Below are 25,386 nucleotides of genomic sequence, written 5' to 3'. Positions count from 1 at the left end.
CCAACGTAAGGCTAATCATAATGACCCCTGTAATTAGAGTCGCCATCGCCGGTTACGGCAACCTCGGTCGAGGCGCCCAAGCCGCCATCAAGCAAAGTCCAGACATGCAATTAGTCGGTGTATTCAGCCGCCGAGACCCCGCTTCTGTCATCCTAATTGACCAAAGCGTGCCCGTGTACGCTATGGACGATATTGCACAATACGTCGATGACATCGACGTGCTGATTTTATGTGGCGGCTCAAAGTCTGATTTACCCGAGCAAGGTCCAGCGTTCGCCGGCTTATTCAATATCGTCGACAGCTTCGATACTCACGCTAAAATTCCTGAGTACTTCGACGCTCTTGATGCGCCCGCTAAAAAAGCTAACAAAGTCGCCATGTTGTCCGTCGGTTGGGATCCTGGGCTTTTTTCTATCAATCGCTTATACGGCGAAGCCATTTTACCAGTGGGCGAAACCTACACCTTTTGGGGCAAGGGTTTAAGCCAAGGGCATTCAGATGCGATACGTCGCGTGGCTGGTGTTAAGTCAGGCGTGCAATATACCCTTCCTTCAGAATCTGCCATGGCACGGGTACGCAACGGTGAGCAGCCCATACTCAGCACCCGCGAGAAGCACACCCGCGAATGCTATATCGTGTTAGCAGACGGTGCCGATGCCGATACAGTACGGAATACTATCGTGACCATGCCGGATTATTTTGCCGACTACGACACGGCGGTGCATTTTATCGATCAACAAACTTTTGAGTCTGAGCATGGCAAAATGCCGCACGGTGGCTTTGTCATTCGTAGTGGCGTCAGCGGTATAGACAATGAGAACAATAACCAAGTGTTAGAATTTTCATTATCGCTTGGCAGTAACCCTGAGTTTACCGCCAGCGTGCTCGTGGCTTATGCCCGCGCTACCTATAAAATGAATCAAGCCGGTGAAGCTGGTGCGAAAACTGTGCTCGACGTGGCGCCTAGTTTATTGTCACCTAAGACACCGGCGCAGCTGCGTAAAGAGCTGCTGTAAGCGCTAGCGCTGAGCTAAAAAATATTAAACAAAAAAGCACCGAGCCTGAATAGCTTGGTGCTTTTTTTATGGCCTAATCTTTGGTGTGTAGTGGCATCATTTACTTAGACAGCTGCTAAGACTACTTAGAACCTCGACCTTTTGCAGGACGCCTGCCATTGGCAGCAGGTTTACCCTTGCCGCCAGATTTCTTGCCATCACTAAAAGGACGCCACTCTTTACCTTTAGAACCCGCTGGTTTTCTAGCACCATCTTTGGAATGTTTAGCACTGCCCTTTGCTGCACCCGTTGTTTTTGAAGACGCTTTTGCTTTTGATGAATCATCAGTACGAGGCTTTTTGCGGGGCGCATTACGAGATTTCTTAGCCGAAGAATTGTCTTCTGAAGAAGAATCTTCTATCGATTTAAGTAAAACAGACAACTCTTTTTCTGTTAAATCTCGCCAATCGCCAACGGGTATACCTTTCAGATTCACATTCATAATTCGCGTACGCTCAAGCTTCACGACTTCATAGCCAAAATGCTCACACATACGACGAATTTGGCGATTTAAACCCTGTACTAGCGTGATGTTAAACACGTTAGGCGACACCTTAGTGACGGGGCATTTTTTCGTCATCTTCCCTAAAATAGGCACGCCACCAGCCAAACCCTCAATAAAACTATCCGTTATCGGCTTATTCACCGTCACCACATAATCTTTCTCGTGGTTATTACCAGCACGTAACACTTTATTGACCAAATCGCCATTACTGGTCAAAAATATCAAACCCTGAGAGTCTTTATCCAAACGCCCAATCGGGAAAATACGTACGCTATGTCTAACAAAATCAACAATGTTGTTTTTCTCGGAGCTTTCCGTTGTACTCACAATGCCGACTGGCTTATTTAAGACAATAAAAACAAAGTCATCCGCTTCTTTTGGCTCAATGAGCTGCCCGTTGACTTTTACCGTATCTCCAGCAACCACTTGCGCACCCATCGCAGCACGCTTACCATTGAGGTATACATTACCTTGTTCAATAAAGCGGTCAGCATCTCTTCGAGAGCAAATACCGCTTTCGCTGATGTATTTATTTAAACGAGTCGAGGAAGTGTTAAACATAAAGTGCCGTTTTTACCTAATAAAAAGCCTTTCTTGCTAAGAAAAAAGCTTAAATTGAATGGATTATTAACAACGAGATGGCTGACATTATATAGGAAATTCAGTACCCATTTCAGGCGATATAGGCAAAAATCTAGAAATGTATCTAAAATCGTATCAATCAAGATGGCGTCAAAAGCGCTTCGTCATGATGTCAAAGGTAAACCGCCCCGAGTATCTCGGAGATTGGTTTACTTGAGTCAGGCTGTCTGATTAAAACCTCCCACCTTAGTTTCTATGGTATGGTCCGCCTAGCTCATTTTAAAAAATGCCTGAACAATGGTATGCTTATGTAAAAAGCAAATAGTATGACTAAATGTAACCATAAAAACTAAGGAAAGATAAAAAATGAAAATTGTAATTTTAGAATCTCTAGGAATCAGTAATGAAGAATTAAATATAATAACAAAATCTTTGACTGATAACGGTCATGAGTTAGTGGCATATGATGATGGAAAATTAGATGATGAGACGATTAAGCTCAGAATTAAAGATGCAGAAATTTTAGTGCTCGCTAATACGCCATTAAGTAGCGACGTGATCGATGCTGCAGAAAAGTTAAAGTACATTTCAATTGCCTTCACGGGTTATAACCATATCGATTTAGAAAAATGTAAAGAAAAAGGCATTAAAGTCTCAAATGCCGCCGGTTATAGCACCAACTCTGTAGCCGAACTTACCTTTGGGCTAATAACGGCACTGCTACGCAACATTGTACCGTTAGATGCGATAACTAGAGAAGGTGGTACTAAGAATGGCTACCGCCAGATTGATTTAAATGGTAAAACCTTAGGGATTCTAGGTACTGGCGATATCGGCAGCGCAGTCGCCAAATTAGGTTTGGCTTATGGCTGTAAAGTCATTGCATACAATAGAAGCGTCAATCAAGAACTGGTAGATAAAGGGGTGGAATATAAGTCGCTAGATGACGTCTTAAAGGCGAGTGACATTGTCACCCTTCATATACCACTAACCGCTGAAACCAAAAACCTGATTGATAAAGATAAGCTGGCATTGATGAAAACCAGTTCATTCTTAATCAATACCGCCATTGGACCGATTGTTGATCATGATGCTTTGGCAGCAGCACTGCACAATGGCACTATCGCTGGCGCCGGTTTAGACAGAGTAGAGATGGAACCGCCTGTTCCTACAGACTACCCTATCTTAACTGCTCCAAATACGGTTCTTGTTCCGCATGTTGGATATGCAACAGAGGAAGCCATGGTCAGAAGAGCCGAAATTACCTTTAACAATATTGTTAAATGGGAAAAAGGCGCACAAGAAAACATTGTTATTCAATAAATATAGTGATTTAAAACCGTGTAAATAAAAAACAAACCTATCTTCACGGTAGGTTTGTTTTTTTTGGAAGAAATGGGAAGAAAACAGAATTTCATGTCTACTGGTTAGATTTTATATTGCTTAATTATCAGCGCTATTTACCCAAGCAAATTCTTCCATAATGCGCCGCCATTGATCGTCTAATTCCGCTTTTAGTAACAATGGCTCACCGGTAACTGGATGGTTGAGCGCTAAACTCTCGGCATGCAGTAGCATGCGCTGACAGCCATATTGAGCACGAAAAAACCGATTGTGCCGTCCGTCGCCGTGACTGGTATCACCCACTATATGATGGAATACATGTCTCATGTGCCGACGCAGCTGATGCTTGCGTCCGGTCTCAGGTGTTAAACGCATAAGACTATAGCGGCTAGTCTCATGCTTTTTTGACACCGTAAATGGCAGCTCAACTTGTGCCAAACTCTCCCAATGGGTTACCGCCTCTTGAGGGGGTTTGTCCAAGTCAGCAAGCTTATCGGCAATGGCATCGGGCTGAAAGCTCAACGCATAATCCACAGTGCCCTGTTCTGGCATAAAGCCCCGCACCACAGCTAAATATTGCTTGGTAACTTCGTGCGCAGTAAAAGCTTCGGTAAGGCTACGCGCTACGGCTGGACTCTTGGCAAATAACAACACGCCTGAGGTAGGCTTATCCAGCCTATGCACCGGAAAGACATGGCAACCTACCGCATCACGGGTGAGTTGCATAGCAAAGCGCGTTTCGCCTTTATCCAGCCAACTGCGATGCACCAATAGACCAGCCTCTTTATTAATCGCCACCAAAAATTCATCTTCATAGATGATATCTATTTTATTATCGGTTTGGTTAGTGGTATCGTTTTCGATATTCATGTGTTCAGTGCCCATACTTTAGATACTGTAATTATATATCTTTTTTATCGCACCTGACCAAGTCACATATAAAGGTTTTCCAATAATTAATTCATGAACCATTTTTTCATTGTTTAAGAGCCATCTAATTAATCTTTGGTCTCACGATATAAAGTGTTTTGCGCCTCTTCCCTAAAATCCTCATAGGTAATATCTGCCTCAGGTATAGCGTCACTATTCGGTTGTGTTGTCGTAGCTTTATTGGCTGACGTTTGCTGCGCTGTTACCGTATTACTTTCAGGAGATGTTTGGGGAGCATCAGCAGTCGTTATGGCTGTTGGTTGGGGTATAGATGCAGGCGTTGCTGGTACATTCACTTTTGCACTTGGTGTTATCGTTTCAGAACTATCAAGCACTGAATTATCGGTTAAGGCAGTTAATAGCCCTGTTTTATTGAGCAGAAAAACCATACTGGCGCTTAATAATAATCCGCAAACCACGCCAATGATAAGGAGCTTAACACTACTGACTTGCCGACCTCTTACGGCACCTGATGTTTTGGATTTTTCTATATTTTTTGTCAGTTGATGATGAACACTGACATCGGAATGAGTAGTTTCATCAATATGTTCAATAGCGATATCAGCATTCTGACTGTTATTTATGCTATCAGCATTATTAGCTGATTTACTCTCCTCATTATCAAGTCTTTCATCAGTATTTAGATGTTCTTTAATATCGTCATGTTCATACTGAGGCACAGCTAAGTGCGGTTCATTGTCATTGCTGTCACTAAAATCAGCAAAAAGCCCTAATTCTGCCTCACTTAATGGCTCGTATAACGACTCCTTACTAAAACCATCATCAACGTCAGTTTCGCTAACTTCGCTATCAAGTTGCTGCACCCGACTTAAAAAGCGTTCATAAATATCGCTAGTACGCTTAGACTTGCTAAGTTTCGTATCGCTATCGGCACGTGCATCACTATCATTATTGGCGTTATTATAGTTATCTGAATCAGTCATAGTGTATTACGCCAATGTCGTCATGAATATTAAGTGACCGCTATCATTACATTACGTTAAGATGTTTTGCTAAAATGTAACGCTGCTAGACATGCACAATATAAAGGGCAAGCACGCTACCTTCAAGCAAAATTTGGATTTTTATCACTAATTTTATTTTTTATAAGTAAACTATAAGCAAAAATGATGCCATTTATAAAGATAATATTGCAAAATATGATTAAACATGAGGTTTAAGGATATTGCCCTATGGATTTAAAGCAACTCAACGCCTTTATTGCCATTGCTAACCTACAGAGCTTTAGTGCGGCAGCAAAAACAACTGGCTTGTCACAGCCTAGTTTAAGTCGGCTATTGAAACAGTTAGAAACCGACATGGGTGTCCTATTGATTGATCGCTATAACAGACCACTACAGTTGACCGAAGCGGGTCGTTTTTTTTATGATAAGATCAGTGCTGTATTGACAGAGCTAGATACCATTACCAGTATGACCCAGCGCTTATCTGCGCCCAGTACCACGTTAAATATAGGTTTTGTGCCGTCCGTACTATATGGGCTACTACCCGAAATTATTGCTACGTTAAAGCAGCAACGCTCACATTTAAGCACGGATATTGATGTCAATTTAAAAGATATCAGCTCTTATCAACAAATTGAAGCATTAAAAAGTGGCGAAATTGATATCGGTTTTAGCCGTTTTTCACATAAAGACCCGTGGATTCAGCAAATACTATTGCGCCACGAGCGTTATGTGGTTGCACTGCCAAAAGCGCACCCCCTTGCCGACAATCCTGAACAACGCTTGATTGATTTGGCTAATAATCGCTTAATTTTATACCATCAAACGCACCTGCCAGGGCAAATAGCCAATAGCAGTGCTTCTTCAAAAACGGATGGTAAAGCCATTACCGCCAATACAGAGACGGAACCATTACTGCATCTTTTTGCACAGTACGGTATTACGCCATTTATGACCACGAAAGTAAGTGATTTGCAAGTCGCGCTTGGGTTGGTGGCGGCTGGTGAAGGGATTACCTTAGTACCAGCCAGCCTACAGACGGTACGCACTGAGCAGATTAGCTATCAGCGTCTGGTGCATGAAAACGTGACCTCGCCTATTTATCTGCATACGCTAAAAGACTTTGTTCATCCAAGAATTCCCGATTTATTGAGTGCCACTTATCAAGTGTATGAGCGGCGCGGGATTACTTACCGTCGTCAACATTTTGTTTAATTATTTAATACTGTCGACGACTTATTATTAAGCGCATTGTTAATCTATAAATAGCTTATAAAGTACGGCTAAAAAATATAGCGTATACCTAACTATCTCTTAGCGACATCCGTAAAAATCATCATTATCTTGCATTAAGCGAGGTGTGATACAGTCCCCGCCACGATTTATGTCTTTTATACTTTGCTGTAATGATTACTGGCAAATTGCAATGGGCAAGCACTCACAGGATGGTGACGGCTTGCCGCTTGAACACTTTTGAGGTACTCATGACTGCACAACAACTTAACAACCCTGATGATAGTACAGCTATCGACTTAACCGAACCTAATTCTAGCGTTGCACAAAAAGGCTTTAGCTGGCGAATTTTTGGTCCCGGCATTTTAATGGCAACTGCGGCAATTGGTGGCTCGCATCTGATTTCATCCACGCAAGCAGGTGCACTATACGGCTGGCAATTGGCGATTATGATTATTTTAGCCAATGTCTTTAAATATCCATTTTTTCGTTTTGGTACTGATTATGTTTACGACACGGGCGAGAGCTTAATTGCCGGTTATGCCAAGCGCTCAAAAGCTTATCTTTGGGTTTATTTTATTCTATCCATTTTATCGGCGGTGATTAGTACGGGTGCCGTGACATTACTTGCTGCCGTAATATTAGGCTTTATGCTGCCAGCTTCTTTGGGATTATCAAGTATTGCCTTAGCTGTCATCATCGTTGCTGTATGTTGGTTTTTCCTGATTGCTGGTCACTATAAGTTGCTTGATGGTGTGACTAAGTGGATTATGATTGCGCTTGTATCTGCAACCGTGGTGGCGGTGATGATTGCGGCTGGCAAACCGACGGTGATGGTTGCTGACTTTGTCCTGGCATCTCCTTGGAATTTAGCGACTTTAGGCTTTATTGTTGCTTTGATGGGTTGGATGCCAGCACCACTTGAGTTCGCTGCCATAACGTCGATGTGGACATCTGCAAAAAGAAAAGCGGACAATACGACGCATCGTCAGGGGTTACTGGATTTTAATGTCGGCTTCTTAGTCTCTGCTGTTCTAGCCTTGTTCTTTTTAGCGTTAGGTGTCTTCGTACAATACGGCTCTGGTCAAGAGATTCAAACCGCCGGTGTTGCTTATATTGATCAGCTGATCAATATGTATACCGCCACTATCGGTGAATGGTCAAGACTACTGGTCGCCTTTGTCGCCTTCATGTGTATGTTTGGGACGACGATTACCTGTGCGGATGGTTACGGACGTGCCAACGCCGAATGCTGGCGCTTGCTAAAAGGCGAAGACGAGATTAACAAAAAGCAAATCGCTTTTTGGACCACTTATGCTATCGGTGGCGGTCTGGTGATTATTAGCTTCTTTGCTGGACAATTAGGCGCAATGCTAAAGTTCGCGATGATATCGGCATTTATATCCGCGCCTATCTTTGGTTGGTTAAACTACTCGCTCGTGAAAAACCATAAAAAACTATCAGCCGGCATGAATGCCTATTCGATAGCAAGTCTGGTGTTTTTAGGTGGCTTTACCCTGTTATTCTTAGCCAACCTTGCAGGTATCCTTGGTTAAGGATAACTGTTAGCTCGTATAGATAATCATATAATCGATAGATTAAAAGCCCTTTTAGTTAAACTAAGAGGGCTTTTTTATTGATAATTATAAAGACCAATAGCTAAAATTGTAACCAAATGTTAAATAATAGATAGCAAACTATCATCCGGTTTTACCAAAATGAATAACAAGATGACTAAATCAACGATTAATGGATAGTATTATTTATTAATCGAATATATGTAATTTAATTACATTGTTTTATTACTATATTTTAATAATACAGAATAAGCACCTCTTCAAAAGCAGAGTAATTACCTATACTCTAAGGGCATACAGGCAAGGTTAATGATAACTATCGCCTGACACTACTTTGATAAGACCAACCCTTTACGCAAGGATTCTCGCATGACCCTATCAGCTGGCGCTCGCTTTCGCAGTGCAATGAAACAAAAAAACGATAACAACCAACCACTACAGATCGCAGGCGCAATTAACGCTTATACCGCTATGATGGCAACGCAAGTCGGTCACCAAGCGCTATATCTCTCTGGCGCTGGCGTGGCAAATGCCTCGTTTGGTCTGCCAGACCTTGGCATGACCAGCCTTGATAATGTTTTAGAAGATGCGCGCCGTATTACCGATGCCGTTGATACCCCATTATTGGTTGATATCGATACTGGCTTTGGTGGCGCATTTAACATTGCCCAAACCATTCGTAAAATGGAAAAAGCCGGTGTTGCTGCAGTGCATATCGAAGACCAAGTGGCGCAAAAGCGCTGTGGTCACCGCCCGAATAAAGAAATCGTTAGTATCTCAGAAATGGTTGATCGCTTAAAAGCAGCACTTGATGCCAAAGTTGATAATGACTTTGTGGTGATGGCGCGTACTGACGCTTTATCTGTTGAAGGTCTTGATGCAGCTGTTGAGCGTGCGGTTGCCTTTCAAGAAGCGGGCGCTGATATGATTTTTGCTGAAGCGTTGACTGATATTGAGATGTATCGCAAATTCACTGACGTGCTTGATATTCCAGTCCTTGCCAACATGACTGAGTTTGGTCAGACCGATCTTTATACCACCGAACAATTACATGGTGTTGGCGTCGATATGGTGCTTTACCCACTATCGGCATTTCGTGCGATGAATAAAGCGGCATTAAATGTTTATCAGCATCTGTTGTCTGACGGCACGCAAGAAAAAGTCGTCGATACCATGCAAACCCGTATGGAGCTCTATGATTTCTTAAACTATCATGAGTTTGAGCAAACGCTAGACAAATTGTTTGCAGATAATAAGTAGTTTTAGCAGTTAGCCGTTATGTAAAGTGCAAGGCGCTGGATTTTGTATCAATGAGTATGCCAGCGCAGTATGCAAGAGTTATAACCCCTTTATCTTTGATTCAACACTAGCTACCAACAAAAAGGAATTTATCATGGCAGCACAAAACCAATCAGCAAAAGTATTGTCAGGCGCAGGTCTACGCGGTCAAGTCGCTGGCAAGACCGCTCTATCTACCGTGGGTAAATCAGGCTCTGGTCTGACTTACCGTGGTTATGATGTGTCAGAGCTTGCAGAAAAATGTATCTTTGAAGAAGTCGCTTATATGTTGCTATACGGCAACTTACCAACCCAAAGCGAGCTTGATGCTTATCAAACTAAATTAAAAGGCTTACGTGGTTTACCTCAAGCATTGAAAGATGTCCTTGAGCGTATCCCTGCCAGCGCCCATCCAATGGATGTTTTGCGTACTGGTTGTTCTATGCTCGGTAATCTTGAAACCGAACTCGACTTTGCTGAAGAAAATGACCAAGCAGACCGCATGTTAGCGGTCTTCCCTTCAATCATTAACTATTGGTATCGCTTTACCCATGACAATGTACGTATCGAAACCGAAACTGATGATGACACCATTGGCGGTCACTTCTTACATCTGCTAAAAGGTGAAAAGCCAAACGAGCTGCATACTAAGGTTATGAACGTATCACTGATTCTTTATGCTGAGCACGAATTTAACGCCTCAACTTTTACTGCTCGTGTTTGTGCCTCTACCTTGTCTGATATCCATTCTTGCATTACGGGTGCGATTGGTTCATTACGTGGTCATTTACATGGCGGCGCGAACGAAGCAGCGATGGATATGATTGAGAACTTTACCTCACCAGATGAAGCCGAAAAAGAGATGATGGCAATGCTGGCTCGTAAAGATAAGATCATGGGCTTTGGTCATGCTATCTATAGTGAATCTGACCCACGTAACGTCGTTATCAAAGGCTGGGCTGAAAAGCTAGGTAAAGATGTGGGTGATGAAGTGTTATACCCAGTATCGGTACGCTGTGAAGAAGTGATGTGGCGCGAGAAAAAACTATTCTGTAATGCAGACTTTTTCCATGCCTCAGCTTATCACTTCATGGGTATTCCAACGAAGTTGTTCACGCCAATTTTTGTCTGCTCACGTCTGACAGGTTGGGCGGCTCACGTATTCGAGCAACGTGCTAACAACCGTATTATTCGCCCAAGTGCGGAATATACCGGTGAAGAATTGCGTTCAGTACCAGAGATAAGTGCGCGTTAGTATCTCTATTCGTTACCCAGTATAAGCGTTTATGCTAGGTAACGGGTTTGGCTGCTAAATATATTCATTTAGCAGCCAAATCTTTGTTTTTTCTTCATAACCTCATTTTCTTTTTAACTATGTTTTTTTAGCAAAACCTACTTCTGATTCTAATACGACTGATGATGTTTTTGCTAAGAGAAAGCCTCTTTTTTTGAATGCCAACCAGCCAATAGCCAAAGGTGACTCATGGACAACGCCCTAGTACAGCCAATGAATGAACAATTCAAAAAGCCACTGCCCGATACCGACCTGTATTACTTTGATACCCGCGAAGCGATTGAGAATATCGAAGCGGGCGCGTATGACAAACTACCGTTCTGCTCAAAAGTATTATGTGAGAACCTGGTACGCCGTTGCCCACCAGAAGACTTAACCGCGGCATTAGAGCAGCATATCTATGGTAAGCAAGATTTAGATTTTCCTTGGTACCCTGCCCGCGTCGTTTGTCATGATATTTTAGGTCAAACCGCGTTTGTTGACTTGGCAGGTTTACGTGATGCCATCGCTGAGCAAGGTGGTGACCCATCAAAAGTAAACCCTATCGTGCCAACGCAATTAATCGTTGACCATTCACTAGCCGTTGAACATGCCGGCTTTGAAGAAAACGCTTTTGAGAAAAATCGTGCTATCGAAGAGCGCCGTAACGATGACCGCTTTCACTTTATCAACTGGTGTCAGTATGCCTTTGATAACGTTAACGTCGTACCGCCTGGTAACGGCATCATGCACCAAATTAACTTAGAGAAGATGTCACCGGTTGTGCAAGTAGTAAAAAACAAAGCCGGTGAACAAGTCGCTTTTGCTGATACCTTAGTCGGTACGGATAGTCATACGCCAATGGTTGATGCGTTAGGTGTCATCTCTATCGGTGTTGGTGGCTTAGAAGCTGAAAGCGTGATGTTGGGTAACCCATCATATATGCGCCTGCCTGATTACGTTGGTGTTAAGCTAACAGGCAAGTTGCAAAAAGGCATTACCGGCACCGATTTAGTGCTCGCTATGACCGAGTTCTTACGTGATGCTGGTGTGGTTTCAACTTATATTGAATTCTTCGGTGAAGGTGCACGCAATCTGAGTGTTGGTGACCGTGCTTCCATCTCTAATATGACTCCTGAATATGGCGCAACCGCAGCGATGTTCTATATCGATGAGCAAACCATCGACTATTTACGCCTAACTGGTCGTAGTGAAGCGCAAATCAAACTGGTTGAACAGTATGCTAAGCAGACCGGTCTATGGGCTGATGGTATGGAAAATGCGGTTTATGACCGTGTACTTGATTTTGATTTATCCGCTGTCGTACGCAATATGGCGGGCCCTTCACGTCCACATGCCCGCGTTTCAACCACGGATTTGGTTGCCAAAGGTATTGCTCACGCTCCTGAAGAAAAATTACCTGAGCCAGAAGATGGCTTGATGCCAGATGGTGCGGTTATTATCGCCGCAATTACCAGCTGTACCAACACCTCTAACCCACGCAATATGGTTGCAGCGGGCTTGGTTGCTCGTAACGCCAATGAAAAAGGCTTATTACGTAAGCCTTGGGTAAAATCATCATTAGCACCAGGCTCTAAAACAGTCAAAATGTACCTAGAGGAAGCAGGCTTAATGTCTGAGCTACAAGAAATTGGCTTTGACGTGGTTGGCTTTGCTTGTACGACTTGTAACGGTATGAGTGGCGCATTAGACCCTGATATCGAAAAAGAAATTATCGATAATGACTTGTTCACCACAGCTGTATTGTCAGGTAACCGTAACTTTGATGGTCGTATCCATCCGTATGCCAAGCAAGCATTCTTAGCGTCACCGCCATTGGTGATTGCCTATGCTATCGCCGGTAACATCCGCTTTGATATTGAAAAAGACTCGTTGGGTAAAGACCAAAACGGCAATGATGTTTATCTAAAAGACATCTGGTTTGATGATGACGAAGTTGATGCTATCGTTGCCAAAGCGGTGAAGCCTGAACAATTTAACGCTGTTTATATTCCAATGTTTGATGAAGCCAAAAAAGACACGGGTAAAGCGTTAAGCCCACTCTATGGCTGGCGTGAACAGACTACTTATATTCGCCGTCCGCCGTATTGGGAAGGCAAAATGGCAGCGATGAATAAGCTAAAAGGTATGCGCCCGTTAGCGGTGTTAGGTGACAATATCACTACTGACCATTTATCGCCATCAAATGCTATCTTGGGTGACTCAGCTGCTGGCGAGTACCTTGATACTATGGGTTTACCTAGCGAAGATTATAATTCTTACGCCACCCATCGCGGCGACCACTTAACCGCGCAACGTGCTACCTTTGCCAATCCTAAGCTATTGAATGAGATGGTACGTGACGAGAAAGGTGAAGTCGTCCAAGGCTCATTGGCTAGAGTCGAGCCAGAAGGTCGAGTTATGCGTATGTGGGAAGCAATCGAAACCTATATGAACCGTGAGCAGCCGCTTATTATTATTGCCGGTGACGGCTATGGTCAAGGCTCAAGCCGCGACTGGGCTGCCAAAGGTGTTCGTTTAGCAGGCGTTGAAGTCGTCGTTGCAGAAGATTTTGAGCGTATCCATCGTCAAAACTTGGTCGGTATGGGCGCACTACCTTTGCAATTTAAAGAAGGCATTACGCGCAATACGCTTAATATCGATGGTACTGAAATATTCGATATTGAAGGCGAAGTGTCGGCTGGTGGTGAGATGACATTGGTCATTAACCGCACAGATGGTACTGTCGATAAAGCCTCAGTGAAATGTCGTTTAGATACCGCTGATGAGGTCAAAATGTATAACGCGGGCGGTATGCTACAGCGTTTTGCGAAAGAGTTTATCGATGGCACGTTAGATATTACGTAAGTGTTTTAAGCTAAACAGATCGAATTATCTGATATCATGTTTGACGCATAAACACTATTAATAAAGGTGTTTATGCGTTTTTTTTAACTAAGTATAATTACACTGTAAGGATATGATAAGTGATAGATATTTTGAAGATTTAGTGAATAGAGATGAAAATACTTGGTTAGAATTCAAATCATATTGGTATTGGGATGCTAGTAATAATAAAAAAGAAGAAGGTTGGAACGAATTACTAAAAGACTTATCGGCAATGTTTAACACTAGAAGCTATGATGATCAAGTAAATGGCAGAAAATATATAATATTCGGATATGATGAGAAAACAAGAAATCATAATAACTATCGTGAAGATAGACATGGTAATGACATAACTGATCTTATAGATATAAATCAGTTAAAAGATAATTTAGTTAAAAAACTAAAAAGTAGGTTTTTATGTTATCCATTATTTAAAGGCAGCTCTGATTTATATGATATAGAAAGTATTTTAGAAATTAAAGCCATTAATTATAAAGATACTACAAACCTAGTTTTAATTATTCATGATGCTCCCTACTTATTACAGTCAAAATCAAATACAGGGAAAGGTACTAGGAGTGGAGATATTTGGCTTAGAAAATTAAAATCAGATAAAACTCCTGAAAATGATATAGCAGATCACGCTCAAGTAAGTGAATTACTAGAAATTATAAGAGATATTAAACTTAAATCATATCCAGAGAAAGAAACCACGATACTAAAAGTCGTTGAGGCTTTTAGAGATAAAAATCTCCCAGGCGCAGATATAATAAGCAAAGCTAATGAGAGAAGCTATACAACGGGTATTTGTTATGAAATTTATAGTGTAGAAAGTGAGTTTTCAAATCCAATATATTTTCTCTACTTCACTAAATACACCTCCCAAAATAAAACATTTGATCATATAAAAAACCTAGACTTAATAAACAAAAACGAAAAAGTATTCATATTACTTGATACAGTTAATAAAAAAGGAGGAAAAATAGATATAGATAGAATAAGTTATATATTTAAAGAGTTTTATAAAAAATCCGAATCTTACTACATAGAGAACTTTTCGCTAATCAAGCTCTATGAAGAGTTGTTTAATAATGATGTTTTTTATAAAGGTCAGACACTAAATAAAAACTTTATCAAACCTTATACAGAAGAAAGCTCTGATAAGACGGCAGATTTACTAATAAACGAGTGGTATACAAGCAATAATCATCCTTTGCTTGTTCTAAAAGGAAGCGGTGGTTGTGGGAAAACAACAGTTGTTAAGAATTTTATTAAGAGTCTATATAGCTCTCAAAGTAATATAAATGTCTTATATATAAATTCACATGAAATTATCAATGATATTATGAAGATGGATAAAATTGAAGATATTTTTGATTTTTATTCTATTTTAGCAACAAAAAATAACTTAAGAAAAAAGTTTAACAAAAAATTATTGGCTTTATCTAGTGATAATGGGAATCTTGTTGTTGTTCTTGATGGTATTGATGAAGTAATTGCAAAAAAAGGAAGCGACTTCGATCTTAATGCATTGATTGAATCAATATTTAACGATTATTCAGGAAATTTAAATAAAACAAAGGTCATTATTACTTGTAGGGACTTTTTTTGGGATGAGTCTCAGAACATTGGAAATTTAAAAACTCTTAGACTTAAGCCTTTTGATCAAAAACTAGCTGAAAAATATTTTGCTAAAGTATTTAACAATGAGAGTAAAAAAATCCGTCAATCAATGGCAATAGCGTCTGATTTTAAAATCAATGACGGTAAAGATGAACCAGAATCATATATACCTTACATACTAGATATGATAAAAGAAAATATAGTTATTGATGACAATAGTTTAAATCTAGAACTTAAAACTGAAGTTCTTCAATATAGTTCCAATGTTCATGATTATTTAGTTGCTAAATCATGTGAACGTGAAATCATAAAACTAGATAATCTTGAAATTGATGAACAGATAAAAATATTTAACAGAATAGCTATAGAATATGACGGAATATTAAATGAGAGGCATTTAGAAAATATATTAGATAGTATGCATGCAACAAAAAATCTCAATAAATTCAAAGACCACCCCCTGCTCGTGCATGATAACGGTAACTTATCCTTTAGATATGATTTTTTTGCAACTTATTTTAAATGTTTATACCTTTACAGTTTTTTTGCTAATGAGGAATTTGATAGTATTGATAGCACTAAGTCCAATCTTCTAATTCGTCAAATTAGTTTTGGGAATGAGTTTACCTTAATGCTGAAAACCCGGCTGGGAACTAGCTTCTCGGAAAAGCTAAAAGAAATCATACTTTTTTTAGTAAATAACGGCTATCAAATAAATCATATACAAGATGGTAATCGATTAATGCTACTTAGCTCTGCTTTATTTATTCTATTACTTGATATGCGTAATGAATTAGATAAAAATGAGAGAACTAATTTGATGAGAGAGATATATGAAAAGGACGGATATATAGAAAACCTCAGTATTGTTGATTTACATTCCGATTCTAAAAACATAATTTTTGATTTTAAAGGAATGAAGTTCAATAACTGTTTATTTAATAATTATGATAGATTTTCAGAATGTACGTTTGATGAACATACTATTTTTAAAAACACTGTGTTCAAGCCTAAATTATCACATAAAGGCTTGAACACTAATATTTCGAATTTTAATATAGATTTTTCGACTTGTAATACTGTTGGTCTTGACGATCTTCTTGAAAAGAAAATCGCATTAAAAGATATGAAGAAAGATGAAACCCGAAGAAATGTTAAAAGGATCATTAGCTATTTTTGGAATAATGGTTACTTTACAGACAAGCTTGAACGAGAAGCCAAGAATAGGTTTAAAAATATTTATCAAACCTTCGAGAACTTATGCGATATCGGTGTGATTTTAGCTAAGAAACAATCAACATCACAAAAAAGACAAGATACGTTATATTATATATCTGATGATTATTTAGACTTAAGAAAAATATTTGAAGAGAATAACTCTTGTTATGAGCTTGAATCAATAATTAAAAAACTAGAGAGTTACTAGCCTTTTTAAATTATAACGTTAAATTTTTAATAAATTATATTTTAAAGGACTTCCATAATGACACAAAATAAACCAAAATTTGCCCCACAAATTTCCGTCCCTGCCACCTATATGCGCGGCGGCACCTCAAAAGGTACTTTCTTTAAACTCTCCGACCTACCAGAACGCTGCCAAGTTGCTGGCGAGTCGCGAGATAATTTTCTGCTACGTGTCATCGGTAGCCCTGACCCTTATGGTAAGCAAATCGATGGCTTAGGTAATGGTAGCTCTAGCACCTCTAAGACAGTAATTCTTTCTCAATCTGATAAAGTAAATCACGATGTGAATTACCTATTTGGGCAAGTAAATACTGCCAAACCAATGATTGATTGGGCGGGTAACTGCGGTAATTTAACTGCTGCGGTTGGGGCTTGTGCGATTAACATGGGACTAATCGACGCTGATAAGGTCGCCAATAGTGCGGAAAGTGGTATCTGCGAAGTGCGTATCTGGCAAGAGAATATCGGCAAAACCATTATCGCCCATGTGCCTGTCTATCTAAATGCACAAGGCAAAGTACAAGTCCAAGAAACGGGAGATTTTGAATTAGATGGCGTGACTTTTCCAGCGGCTGAGGTGAAGATTGAATTTATTGATCCCGTTGATTCATCAAGTGATATGTTCCCGACAAACAATCTAGTCGATGATTTCGATGTCTCTGGCTGCGGCTTGGCTAGCGATAGTGTAAAAGCAACTTTTATCACTGCTGGTATCCCAACTATCTTTATGAAAGCAGAAGATTTAGGCTTTACCGGAACTGAATTGCAGGGTGATATCAACAGCGATAGCGCGCTGCTTACTAAGCTTGAGAATATCCGTGCCAAAGGCGGTGTGGCGATGGGCTTATTTAAAGACGTCAGTGAAGCACAAAGCAGTCAGCATATTCCTAAAATCGCTTGGGTTGCCCCTGCGCAAAGTTATAACGCTTCTAGTGGCAAAGCAGTTAATGCGGCAGACATTGATTTAGTGGTACGCGCCATGAGTATGGGTCAATTACATCATGCCATGATGGGTACAGCAGCGGTGGCGATTGCTGCAGCAGCGACCACGCAAGGAACGTTAGTTAACCAAGCAGCGGGTGCAGGCGAATTAGGTGAAGTTCGTTTTGGTCACCCATCAGGTACGTTACTCGTGGGCGGTAAAACCGAACAAGTCGATGGTCGCTGGCAAGCCAAAAAGGTGTCGATGAGCCGCTCAGCACGTCGTATCATGGTTGGTGAAGTGTTTGTGCCAACGGATGTGTTTTAAACGTTTATTATTTGTTCGATTTCTTTAATACTTATACTCTGAATAGCTTTTTGCTTGCGTTTGTTTTACTCTAATAAAATGCCAACTTCTCCTACTCTTAATAAATCACCACTAGACAAAAAGCCGCCGCTCAAAAAAACGGAGCGGCGGGCTTTGCTGTGGGATATCCTCAAAAAGCTTGCCGTCTTTGCTCAGCCTTACCGCTTAATAATCATTGCTACTTTGATATTAACAGTACTAGGTTCCTTTACCGCTCAGGTCAATGCCTTTGTACTGCGCTATGCCGTAGATACTTTGACCGAAATCGCCACCCTTTCTGAACCTTGGGAAGCTGGCGTGCGCATGCTCACTATTATCAGTGTGGTATTGCTGACTAAAGAGATATTGTCGATATTCATCTCGTTTGGACAGCGCTTTTATGGCGAAAAGATTCGTATCAATCTCTCGCGTGATTTATCGCAAAAAATCATTGAGCGTATCTTAACCTACCGTATGGCGTTTTATACCAGTAGTGAAAACGACAGTGGCAAGCTGCAAACTCGTATTGATTATGGCGTCAGCAGCCTAACCAGCTTGGTACAAAACTTCTTTATCGATATGCTACCGCTGTTCGCTAGCGCCATTGTCTCACTCATTATTATGTTTTCGACCAACGTTTGGATAGGGATGGTCGGTCTTATTATTATCCCTATATATTTCTTTATCAGTCAAAAACAAGCCAAGCGCCTACAAGGCTTTCGTCGCCAAATGCGTGGTTTTAGAGAGGCGAAAAGCGGGCTTGTTATCTCTTTGATTAACTCCATCAGTGTCGTAAAATCCTTTGTACGTGAGTCTATCGAGGCTGAGAAGCATTTAACCATTCAAAAAGACATGACTAATAACCAGCTACGTATTCGTAGTATTGGTTTTATTTATGATGCAGTGAAGACCTTTATCGAACAAATCGGTGTGGTAGCGATTATTCTATTGACTTCTTATTTCGTGCTAAAGGGTCAGATGACCATTGGTATGATTTTATTTCACGTGATGCTATTTCAAAACGTCGCCGCTCCTATCCGTCAATTACACCGTATATACGATCAAATTAACAACGCACTCACCTATGCCGAAGGGTTTTTTGAGATTTTAGAGGATGACGAACAAGTTGAAAATATCACTGGTATAAGTAGCAAAAATCTAAAAGGTCATATTGAGCTTAAAAATGTCGATTTTACCTATCCTAATGGCACTCAAGCGCTAAAAGACGTCAGCTTTACCATCAAACCCAATCGCATTACGGCGCTGGTTGGCTTAAGTGGTGCTGGCAAGAGTACGATTATTAACTTGTTGGTGAGATTTTATGAGCCTGACGCTGGCACGATATGCTTAGACAGTCAGAATTTAGCCGACTATGATACCCATGAGCTACGTCAAAATATTGGTCTGGTATTACAAAGCAATCATATTTTTTCAGGGACGATTAGTGAAAATATCCGCTATGGTGACATGACAGCCAGTGATGATGATATTGTCATTGCTGCAAAAAAAGCCTCTATTCATGAGCAAGTCATGTCACTAACAAAAGGCTATGAAAGTAGCGCGAAATCCCTATCAGGCGGACAGCAGCAACGTATTGCATTGGCAAGGATGTTTTTAAAGGATCCGCCGATTGTGTTTTTGGATGAACCAACGGCAAGCCTAGATGCGATTGCCAGTCAGCAGGTTAAGAAAAGCCTAGATTTGATTAAAAAAGACCGTACCGTGATTATGGTATCGCACAATATTGCCCAAATTATCGATGCTGATGATTTAGTGGTGATAGAAAATGGTCGGGTGGTCGAAACAGGGACTCACGAAGCGCTATATGAGCAGCGTGGTAAATACTTTGAGATATTCAGTGCGATGTCGGATAGTTTAAATTTGGATAAAATCAGTCAAACCTTACACGGTTAAGCAACCATTAACCCGTTATAATAGCTATCTATAATATCCTTACATGCGGATACCTTTTCCTCATTTCCCCTTTAACCTATATCCACTAAGTTGCCAGAAGCTATTTTCCTATGAGTCCTGATATTTCTATAAAAACCTTTGATGAGCTGACCTCAGTTGATCTGTATCATATTTTAAAAGCACGCTCGCAGGTGTTTGTGGTCGAGCAACATTGTGCTTATCAAGACATTGATGAGGCGGATTTTGACTGCCTACATCTTGTCGCGCATCACAATGAAAAGCTGATTGGCTATTGCCGCATTATTGCACCCGAATTTAATCATGCTAAAGCGTCAGGGTCCATGCCGGCAATTGGCAGAGTATTGGTGTTGCCACAGTACCGAGGTAACGGCTTAGCGCGCCAAATCATGACGCAGGCTATCAAGTATTGCCATAAAAAATATGGTAAAAAAATCCCCATTGCCATCGCAGCACAGACTTATCTCATTAACTTTTATCAATCGCTAGGGTTTGTAGCGAATAGTGATTTTTATCTGGCAGATGGTCTTGAGCATGTCAATATGGTGTTATATCCCGTTAAGAAAGTCAAAGCACCAACGCAAAGTTCCGGTACCAGCAAGATTCTTAACTTTATACTGTTAATGTTAGCCGTTTTATTTCTCATTGGTGTGGTTTACTTAATGATTTAACTGGCTTTATAAATAAAATATAATCTAATTTTAATGAAGTAATGAGCGCTAAAACCCATGAAAAACAGCAATAACACTCCTTTTTTACCATCATCACTCACGTGGCAACTGACATCCTTTCATGAACTTAGTGGCTATGAGGTCTATAACATCATTCAAGCACGTGAACAGGTTTTTGTGAAGGATCAGCACTGTACTTATATCGATGCCGATGGTCTTGATTTTACAGCGATGCATTTATCTGCTTATAAAGGTAATGAGGGAAATGACAATCAGGACTCAAATCCACAGCTGGTAGCCTACTGCCGCGTGCTAACCTCCACTACGCCACAGCGCTATCCTATTATCGGGCGCGTCTTGGTAGTGGCGGACTATCGTGGTCATGGGCTTGCACGTGAGCTTATGATACGCGCGATTGATTATTGCCACAGTCACTTTTCCAATCAGCCGATTCATCTGTCTGCCCAAACTTATCTGATTGAATTTTATCAATCCTTAGGCTTTGTCTGTGAAGACGCAGCATATGATGCTGAAGGTATTGAGCACATTCATATGATTTTAGCGCCGCTTTAAACATAAAAAGCGCTCTTAAGCTTGTTTTACACTATGTCACTGTGGTCTGATATTGAGTATGCTATTTTTAATGAAGTGGCTTTGATTCATAGCGATTACCCATACTCAAGGATGAGGAGATTATAATGACTGGTGCAGAAAGGACAACGGTGGAAAGCAATGTTCGCCCAGAATACGATATTGAGATTCAAAAAATTGCGGATTATGTCTTAACTTATTCCATAGATAACGACTCTCCCAATAGTGCTGACGCATGGAATACGGCGCGCTATTGTCTGATGGATACCATTGGCTGCGGGCTGTTGGCATTGCGCTTTCCTGAATGTACCAAACATCTGGGCGCAGAATGTGCGGATCAAATCACCCCAAATGGTGCGCGTGTTCCCGGCACTGCATATCGTTTAGACCCCATCAAAGCCGCTTTTGATATTGGCTGTATGGTGCGCTGGCTTGATTATAACGATACGTGGCTGGCGGCTGAATGGGGGCATCCTTCCGATAACTTAGGTGCTATCTTAGCGGTAGCGGACTATATCAGTCAGCAAAATGTCAGCCAAGGGCGTGCGCCCCTTATCATGAGGGATGTGTTAGAAGCGATGATTATGGCGCATGAAATACAAGGCGTCATCGCGTTAGAAAACTCTTTTAACCGTGTTGGGTTGGATCATGTGTTCTTAGTTAAGCTGGCATCAACTGCAGTCGTTGCCAAGCTTTATAACTTATCACGCGAGCGGATAATGGCGGCACTCTCACAAGCCATAGTTGATGGACAAGCACTGCGTACCTATCGTCACGCTCCCAATGCGGGTAGCCGCAAGTCATGGGCAGCAGGTGATGCCACCAGTCGAGCCGTACGTTTGGTAGATATTACTAGGCGCGGCGAGATGGGTATACCAGGGGCGCTGACTGCCCCGCAATGGGGGTTTTATGATGTGCTGTTTAGCCATACTAATGCCGACTTAGCCACTAAACCTGAAAGCGAACGAATATTTAAATTCCAACGTGACTTTGGTAGCTATGTGATGGAGAACATCTTATTTAAAATCAGCTTCCCTGCTGAATTTCATGCACAAACCGCCTGTGAAGCCGCCGTTATTTTGCACCCACGTATCGAAGACAACGATATTGATGATATCGAAAAAATCGTACTGACCACGCATGAATCTGCAATACGCATCATCTCGAAAGAAGGTACATTGGACAATCCTGCCGATCGTGACCACTGTCTACAGTATATGGTTGCTGTACCGCTATTAACCGGCGATCTCATGGCAGAAAACTATGAAGATGACTATCATGCTGAGCATCATCTGTTGATTGATGCGTTACGCCGTAAGATGGTGGTAGTGGAAGATCCGAGCTACTCGCGTGATTATCATGATCCTAGCAAACGCTCGATTGCGAATGCTATTCAAATATTCTTTACCGATGGCACCAGCACCGATAAGGTTGTGGTTGAATACCCTCTTGGGCATAAACGTCGCCGTAGTGAGGGTATTCCTATCTTAGAAGCTAAGTTTCAAGCCAGTTTGGCGACACGCTTTATCAGTAGTCGTTGTGACGCCATTATCGCTCTATGTGATAATCAAGCCCAATTAGATCAAACACCTGTGAATGAGTTTATGGCGATGTTTGTCACTAATTAGCAGGTTTATTCCAGTGTATATCTTTAGCCATTTAAACTATTTGAAGCAAATTTTCAGGTCAATATTGTGGATTTACCACGGTATTGACTCACCCGCCCAATCAACGAAACTGCCCGATTGAGTCGCGGTCATACCTGCGAGCACTTCTAATAAACATTCTGCACTGTATTCTGGCGAGAACAGATGCCCCTCCGCCACATTGGCTTGAAAGGGCGCAGACAGTTGCGTATTAACCGTACCCGGCTGCATAACGACCACGCACACATCTTTAAGCGCCCGACCCCATTCAATACTTAGATTTTTCATCCCCATATTAAGAGCAGCTTTACTCATGCGATAGCTGTACCAGCCACCCACTTGATTATCGCTAATACTACCAACACGAGCTGAGATAGTGGCAAAAATTGCCGGTTTCTCGTTACTTCGTTCAGCGGTAGCCAACAGTGGCTTGATATGTTTCGCAATCAGCAGACTGGCTAACGCATTGACTTGCATATTTTGTAAGAAAAAGTCTGTCTCAACCTGTCTGAGTGCTTTTTCAGGTTGCGCCGTCTCAGTATGTAGTAGCCCTACACAGTTAATGACCCAATCAAGATGCGTGGTATGCTGTTTAATCTCAGTCGCCGCTTGCTCGATACTGTCCTCATTACTGACATCCATTTGCAACCAATGCAGGTTGTCTGCCTCAAAGTCAGGTACAGTTTTATGATAAGTTGCATAGACCTGACTACCACCTTCTTCTTTGTCGGTGCTTTCTAGCAACTGCTTCACCATTGCTCGACCGATACCGCCAGTACCACCAATGATAAGATACGTTTTTTTAGTTGCATTCATGGTCTGCATACTGACTCCTTATTAGGGTTAGTCTATGATGATTACTCATTTAGTATGACTGCTTCTCTAAATATTTGCCAATCTATATTATAGCTGTACCTTATTTTTTATCATAAAAAAGCCGCCTCAATAATGGGCGGCTTTTTTATATCATAACTTTATAGCATTGATATTTTTACTTAAGCTATATTAATGCGCTGCTGTTTTTTGTACTTTAGCCACAGGAACTTCATTGTGGTCTACGTCAAACAACTTACCTTCGCTGAAGTAATCGCCGTCAGTCAAATCAAGGATAACATCAGGGCGTACTGAACGGTCTTCTGTACCCGCTGCAAATACTGACTGATTCTCTGAATTTCCGGCTTTAAGATGGTTAAACAACAAGTTTAGTGCAATAGCCATAATCGCTGCAGAACTGATACCTGAGTGGAAGATAGTTGCAAACCAGTCTGGGAATTGATCATAGAATGCTGGAGCAGCAATCGGCAACATACCAAAACCGATAGAGGTAGCAACAATGATAAGGTTCATGTTATTGGTATAGCTAACTTGTGCAAGAGTACGAATACCACTGGCTGCAACCGTACCAAATAATACGATACCCGCGCCACCTAATACTGCAGTTGGAACCGTTGCAATAACGCGTCCCATGATAGGCATTAAGCCTAGTACTACTAAAATGATACCAGCATAAGCCACTACGAAACGGCTTTTAACACCGGTTACTGCAACCAAACCAACGTTTTGCGCAAAAGCACTTTGAGTGAAAGAGCCAAAGATTGGGGCAATCATACTGGCTGCCATATCTGCACGTAGACCATTACCTAGACGTTTTGAGTCAACTTCAGTCTCAATGATATCGCCAACTGCCAAAATGTCAGCTGAGGTTTCTACTAGAATAACCAATACCACGATAAACATTGAGATAATCGCAGCAAGCTCAAATTTAGGTGCACCAAAATGGAATGGGCTTGGGAAAGCAAAAATAGAACCCGTCGTAATACCAGAGAAATCAACTAAGCCGAATGCCCAAGCGGTAAAGGTGCCGATTACCATGGCAAGCAAAATAGATAAGCGGCTAAGCGCAGCGTTACCCAATTTACTGAGTAGTAATACCACTAATAACGTAAAGCCTGCAAGACCGATGTTAGTCATGCTACCAAAATCTGGTGCTTTACTGTTACCACCCATCGCCCAGCGTGCTGCTACTGGCATCAAGGTTAGACCAATCGTGGTAATAACCGTACCCGTGACGAGTGGCGGAAAGAACTTAATAATCTGGGAAAAAATAGGCGTAATTAAAAAGCCAAGCGCAGAGGCTGCCATAACCGCACCAAATACAGAAGGTAGTCCGCCCCCCGTGGTTACGATAGCAACAACTGTCGCCACACTTGCAAAAGACACGCCTTGTACCAATGGCAGCTGACAACCAAAGAAAGGAACACCTAGGGTCTGTAATAGTGTCGCTAGACCACCAATAAACAAAGAAGCGGCAATCAATAAGCCGATCTCAGGCGAAGTCAGTCCAGCTGCTTGCCCAACGATCAATGGAACCGCAATAATGCCGCCATACATCGTAAGGACGTGTTGAAAGCCATAAGCGATATTAGCGCCAACGCCCAAGTTCTCATCTTCTGGACGAGCGAACGTTGGATTAGAGGTAGATTTGATATCCATAGATAGGTGTGCTCCCTGCATGTTATATTTTTAATGTATCCTAACTGATACACCTTGAATGACGTAGA

General features: G+C 41.5%; 18 protein-coding genes. 13 read left to right on the top strand and 5 right to left on the bottom strand.

Features of this window, described 5'->3' with window-relative positions:
- The first annotated feature begins 20 nt into the window (after window positions 1-20).
- A complete protein-coding gene (locus AOC03_RS01200) occupies window positions 21-1,016 on the top strand; it encodes a diaminopimelate dehydrogenase (protein ID WP_062533229.1) in 996 nt (331 codons plus the stop codon).
- 121 nt (window positions 1,017-1,137) lie between these two features.
- Here the strand turns inward: AOC03_RS01200 and rluF are convergent, their stop codons facing one another.
- A complete protein-coding gene (rluF, locus tag AOC03_RS01195; RefSeq protein ID WP_062533228.1) occupies window positions 1,138-2,121 on the bottom strand; it encodes a 23S rRNA pseudouridine(2604) synthase RluF in 984 nt (327 codons plus the stop codon).
- Window positions 2,122-2,508: 387 nt separating this feature from the next.
- Here rluF and AOC03_RS01190 point away from each other — a divergent pair, with 387 nt between their 5' ends.
- Complete coding sequence (locus AOC03_RS01190; protein WP_062533227.1) at window positions 2,509-3,465, top strand: NAD(P)-dependent oxidoreductase; 957 nt, start codon at window positions 2,509-2,511, stop codon at window positions 3,463-3,465.
- A 120-nt stretch (window positions 3,466-3,585) separates the two neighbouring features.
- On the opposite strand, the gene truC is transcribed toward AOC03_RS01190, so the two are convergent.
- Both truC and AOC03_RS01180 read right to left on the bottom strand, forming a co-directional pair.
- Window positions 3,586-4,356 (bottom strand): tRNA pseudouridine(65) synthase TruC, encoded by a 771-nt coding sequence (gene truC, locus AOC03_RS01185; protein WP_062536343.1) that lies wholly within the window; start codon window positions 4,354-4,356, stop codon window positions 3,586-3,588.
- A 128-nt stretch (window positions 4,357-4,484) separates the two neighbouring features.
- Entirely contained in the window at window positions 4,485-5,360 is an 876-nt protein-coding gene (locus tag AOC03_RS01180) for a hypothetical protein (RefSeq protein WP_062533226.1), read from the bottom strand.
- 249 nt (window positions 5,361-5,609) lie between these two features.
- Here AOC03_RS01180 and AOC03_RS01175 point away from each other — a divergent pair, with 249 nt between their 5' ends.
- The 11 genes from AOC03_RS01175 (at window position 5,610) to AOC03_RS01125 (ending at window position 22,807) form a co-directional block, all read left to right on the top strand.
- Complete coding sequence (locus AOC03_RS01175; RefSeq protein ID WP_062533225.1) at window positions 5,610-6,596, top strand: LysR family transcriptional regulator; 987 nt, start codon at window positions 5,610-5,612, stop codon at window positions 6,594-6,596.
- A 269-nt stretch (window positions 6,597-6,865) separates the two neighbouring features.
- Complete coding sequence (locus AOC03_RS01170) at window positions 6,866-8,170, top strand: NRAMP family divalent metal transporter (RefSeq protein ID WP_062533224.1); 1,305 nt, start codon at window positions 6,866-6,868, stop codon at window positions 8,168-8,170.
- A gap of 390 nt (window positions 8,171-8,560) precedes the next feature.
- Window positions 8,561-9,451, top strand: coding sequence for a methylisocitrate lyase (prpB, locus tag AOC03_RS01165; RefSeq protein ID WP_062533223.1), 891 nt, complete (start codon window positions 8,561-8,563; stop codon window positions 9,449-9,451).
- 133 nt (window positions 9,452-9,584) lie between these two features.
- Window positions 9,585-10,724, top strand: coding sequence for a bifunctional 2-methylcitrate synthase/citrate synthase (gene prpC, locus AOC03_RS01160; RefSeq protein ID WP_062533222.1), 1,140 nt, complete (start codon window positions 9,585-9,587; stop codon window positions 10,722-10,724).
- Window positions 10,725-10,976: 252 nt separating this feature from the next.
- Window positions 10,977-13,610, top strand: a complete 2,634-nt coding sequence (acnD, locus tag AOC03_RS01155; RefSeq protein WP_062536342.1) for a Fe/S-dependent 2-methylisocitrate dehydratase AcnD — start codon at window positions 10,977-10,979, stop codon at window positions 13,608-13,610.
- A gap of 112 nt (window positions 13,611-13,722) precedes the next feature.
- On the top strand, window positions 13,723-16,680 hold the full coding sequence (locus AOC03_RS01150) for an ATP-binding protein (RefSeq protein WP_062533221.1): 2,958 nt from the start codon (window positions 13,723-13,725) through the stop codon (window positions 16,678-16,680).
- 57 nt (window positions 16,681-16,737) lie between these two features.
- Window positions 16,738-17,967, top strand: coding sequence for a 2-methylaconitate cis-trans isomerase PrpF (gene prpF / locus AOC03_RS01145; RefSeq protein ID WP_062533220.1), 1,230 nt, complete (start codon window positions 16,738-16,740; stop codon window positions 17,965-17,967).
- A gap of 78 nt (window positions 17,968-18,045) precedes the next feature.
- Window positions 18,046-19,899, top strand: a complete 1,854-nt coding sequence (locus AOC03_RS01140; protein ID WP_062536339.1) for an ABC transporter ATP-binding protein — start codon at window positions 18,046-18,048, stop codon at window positions 19,897-19,899.
- Between the two features lie 110 nt (window positions 19,900-20,009).
- Window positions 20,010-20,588 carry a GNAT family N-acetyltransferase gene (locus tag AOC03_RS01135; RefSeq protein ID WP_062533219.1) on the top strand — a complete coding sequence of 193 codons (579 nt, stop codon included), beginning with the start codon at window positions 20,010-20,012 and terminating at the stop codon, window positions 20,586-20,588.
- Window positions 20,589-20,645: 57 nt separating this feature from the next.
- Window positions 20,646-21,161, top strand: coding sequence for a GNAT family N-acetyltransferase (locus AOC03_RS01130; protein ID WP_084785729.1), 516 nt, complete (start codon window positions 20,646-20,648; stop codon window positions 21,159-21,161).
- A gap of 125 nt (window positions 21,162-21,286) precedes the next feature.
- Window positions 21,287-22,807: a bifunctional 2-methylcitrate dehydratase/aconitate hydratase gene (locus tag AOC03_RS01125; RefSeq protein WP_062533218.1), complete on the top strand. Its 1,521-nt coding sequence runs from the start codon at window positions 21,287-21,289 to the stop codon at window positions 22,805-22,807.
- A gap of 72 nt (window positions 22,808-22,879) precedes the next feature.
- Here the strand turns inward: AOC03_RS01125 and AOC03_RS01120 are convergent, their stop codons facing one another.
- Window positions 22,880-23,650 carry an SDR family oxidoreductase gene (locus AOC03_RS01120; RefSeq protein WP_237182067.1) on the bottom strand — a complete coding sequence of 257 codons (771 nt, stop codon included), beginning with the start codon at window positions 23,648-23,650 and terminating at the stop codon, window positions 22,880-22,882.
- A 180-nt stretch (window positions 23,651-23,830) separates the two neighbouring features.
- The gene (locus AOC03_RS01115; RefSeq protein WP_062533217.1) at window positions 23,831-25,318 is read right to left on the bottom strand and encodes a nucleobase:cation symporter-2 family protein; all 1,488 of its coding nucleotides are present in this window, start codon (window positions 25,316-25,318) and stop codon (window positions 23,831-23,833) included.
- Window positions 25,319-25,386: the final 68 nt, after the last annotated feature.

It is taken from the genome of Psychrobacter urativorans, from assembly GCF_001298525.1.
Classification (GTDB): domain Bacteria; phylum Pseudomonadota; class Gammaproteobacteria; order Pseudomonadales; family Moraxellaceae; genus Psychrobacter; species Psychrobacter urativorans_A.
The sequence above is the reverse complement of the archived record's forward strand: the minus strand, read 5'-3'. Positions and strand labels throughout refer to the sequence as shown.

Bases quoted from the DNA above. Each gene is read 5' to 3' on its own strand.
- AOC03_RS01200 (WP_062533229.1), top strand. From the start codon at position 21: ATGACCCCTGTAATTAGAGTCGCCATCGCCGGTTACGGCAACCTCGGT.
- rluF (WP_062533228.1), bottom strand. From the start codon at position 2,121: ATGTTTAACACTTCCTCGACTCGTTTAAATAAATACATCAGCGAAAGC.
- AOC03_RS01190 (WP_062533227.1), top strand. From the start codon at position 2,509: ATGAAAATTGTAATTTTAGAATCTCTAGGAATCAGTAATGAAGAATTA.
- truC (WP_062536343.1), bottom strand. From the start codon at position 4,356: ATGAATATCGAAAACGATACCACTAACCAAACCGATAATAAAATAGAT.
- AOC03_RS01180 (WP_062533226.1), bottom strand. From the start codon at position 5,360: ATGACTGATTCAGATAACTATAATAACGCCAATAATGATAGTGATGCA.
- AOC03_RS01175 (WP_062533225.1), top strand. From the start codon at position 5,610: ATGGATTTAAAGCAACTCAACGCCTTTATTGCCATTGCTAACCTACAG.
- AOC03_RS01170 (WP_062533224.1), top strand. From the start codon at position 6,866: ATGACTGCACAACAACTTAACAACCCTGATGATAGTACAGCTATCGAC.
- prpB (WP_062533223.1), top strand. From the start codon at position 8,561: ATGACCCTATCAGCTGGCGCTCGCTTTCGCAGTGCAATGAAACAAAAA.
- prpC (WP_062533222.1), top strand. From the start codon at position 9,585: ATGGCAGCACAAAACCAATCAGCAAAAGTATTGTCAGGCGCAGGTCTA.
- acnD (WP_062536342.1), top strand. From the start codon at position 10,977: ATGAATGAACAATTCAAAAAGCCACTGCCCGATACCGACCTGTATTAC.
- AOC03_RS01150 (WP_062533221.1), top strand. From the start codon at position 13,723: ATGATAAGTGATAGATATTTTGAAGATTTAGTGAATAGAGATGAAAAT.
- prpF (WP_062533220.1), top strand. From the start codon at position 16,738: ATGACACAAAATAAACCAAAATTTGCCCCACAAATTTCCGTCCCTGCC.
- AOC03_RS01140 (WP_062536339.1), top strand. From the start codon at position 18,046: ATGCCAACTTCTCCTACTCTTAATAAATCACCACTAGACAAAAAGCCG.
- AOC03_RS01135 (WP_062533219.1), top strand. From the start codon at position 20,010: ATGAGTCCTGATATTTCTATAAAAACCTTTGATGAGCTGACCTCAGTT.
- AOC03_RS01130 (WP_084785729.1), top strand. From the start codon at position 20,646: ATGAAAAACAGCAATAACACTCCTTTTTTACCATCATCACTCACGTGG.
- AOC03_RS01125 (WP_062533218.1), top strand. From the start codon at position 21,287: ATGACTGGTGCAGAAAGGACAACGGTGGAAAGCAATGTTCGCCCAGAA.
- AOC03_RS01120 (WP_237182067.1), bottom strand. From the start codon at position 23,650: ATGCAGACCATGAATGCAACTAAAAAAACGTATCTTATCATTGGTGGT.
- AOC03_RS01115 (WP_062533217.1), bottom strand. From the start codon at position 25,318: ATGGATATCAAATCTACCTCTAATCCAACGTTCGCTCGTCCAGAAGAT.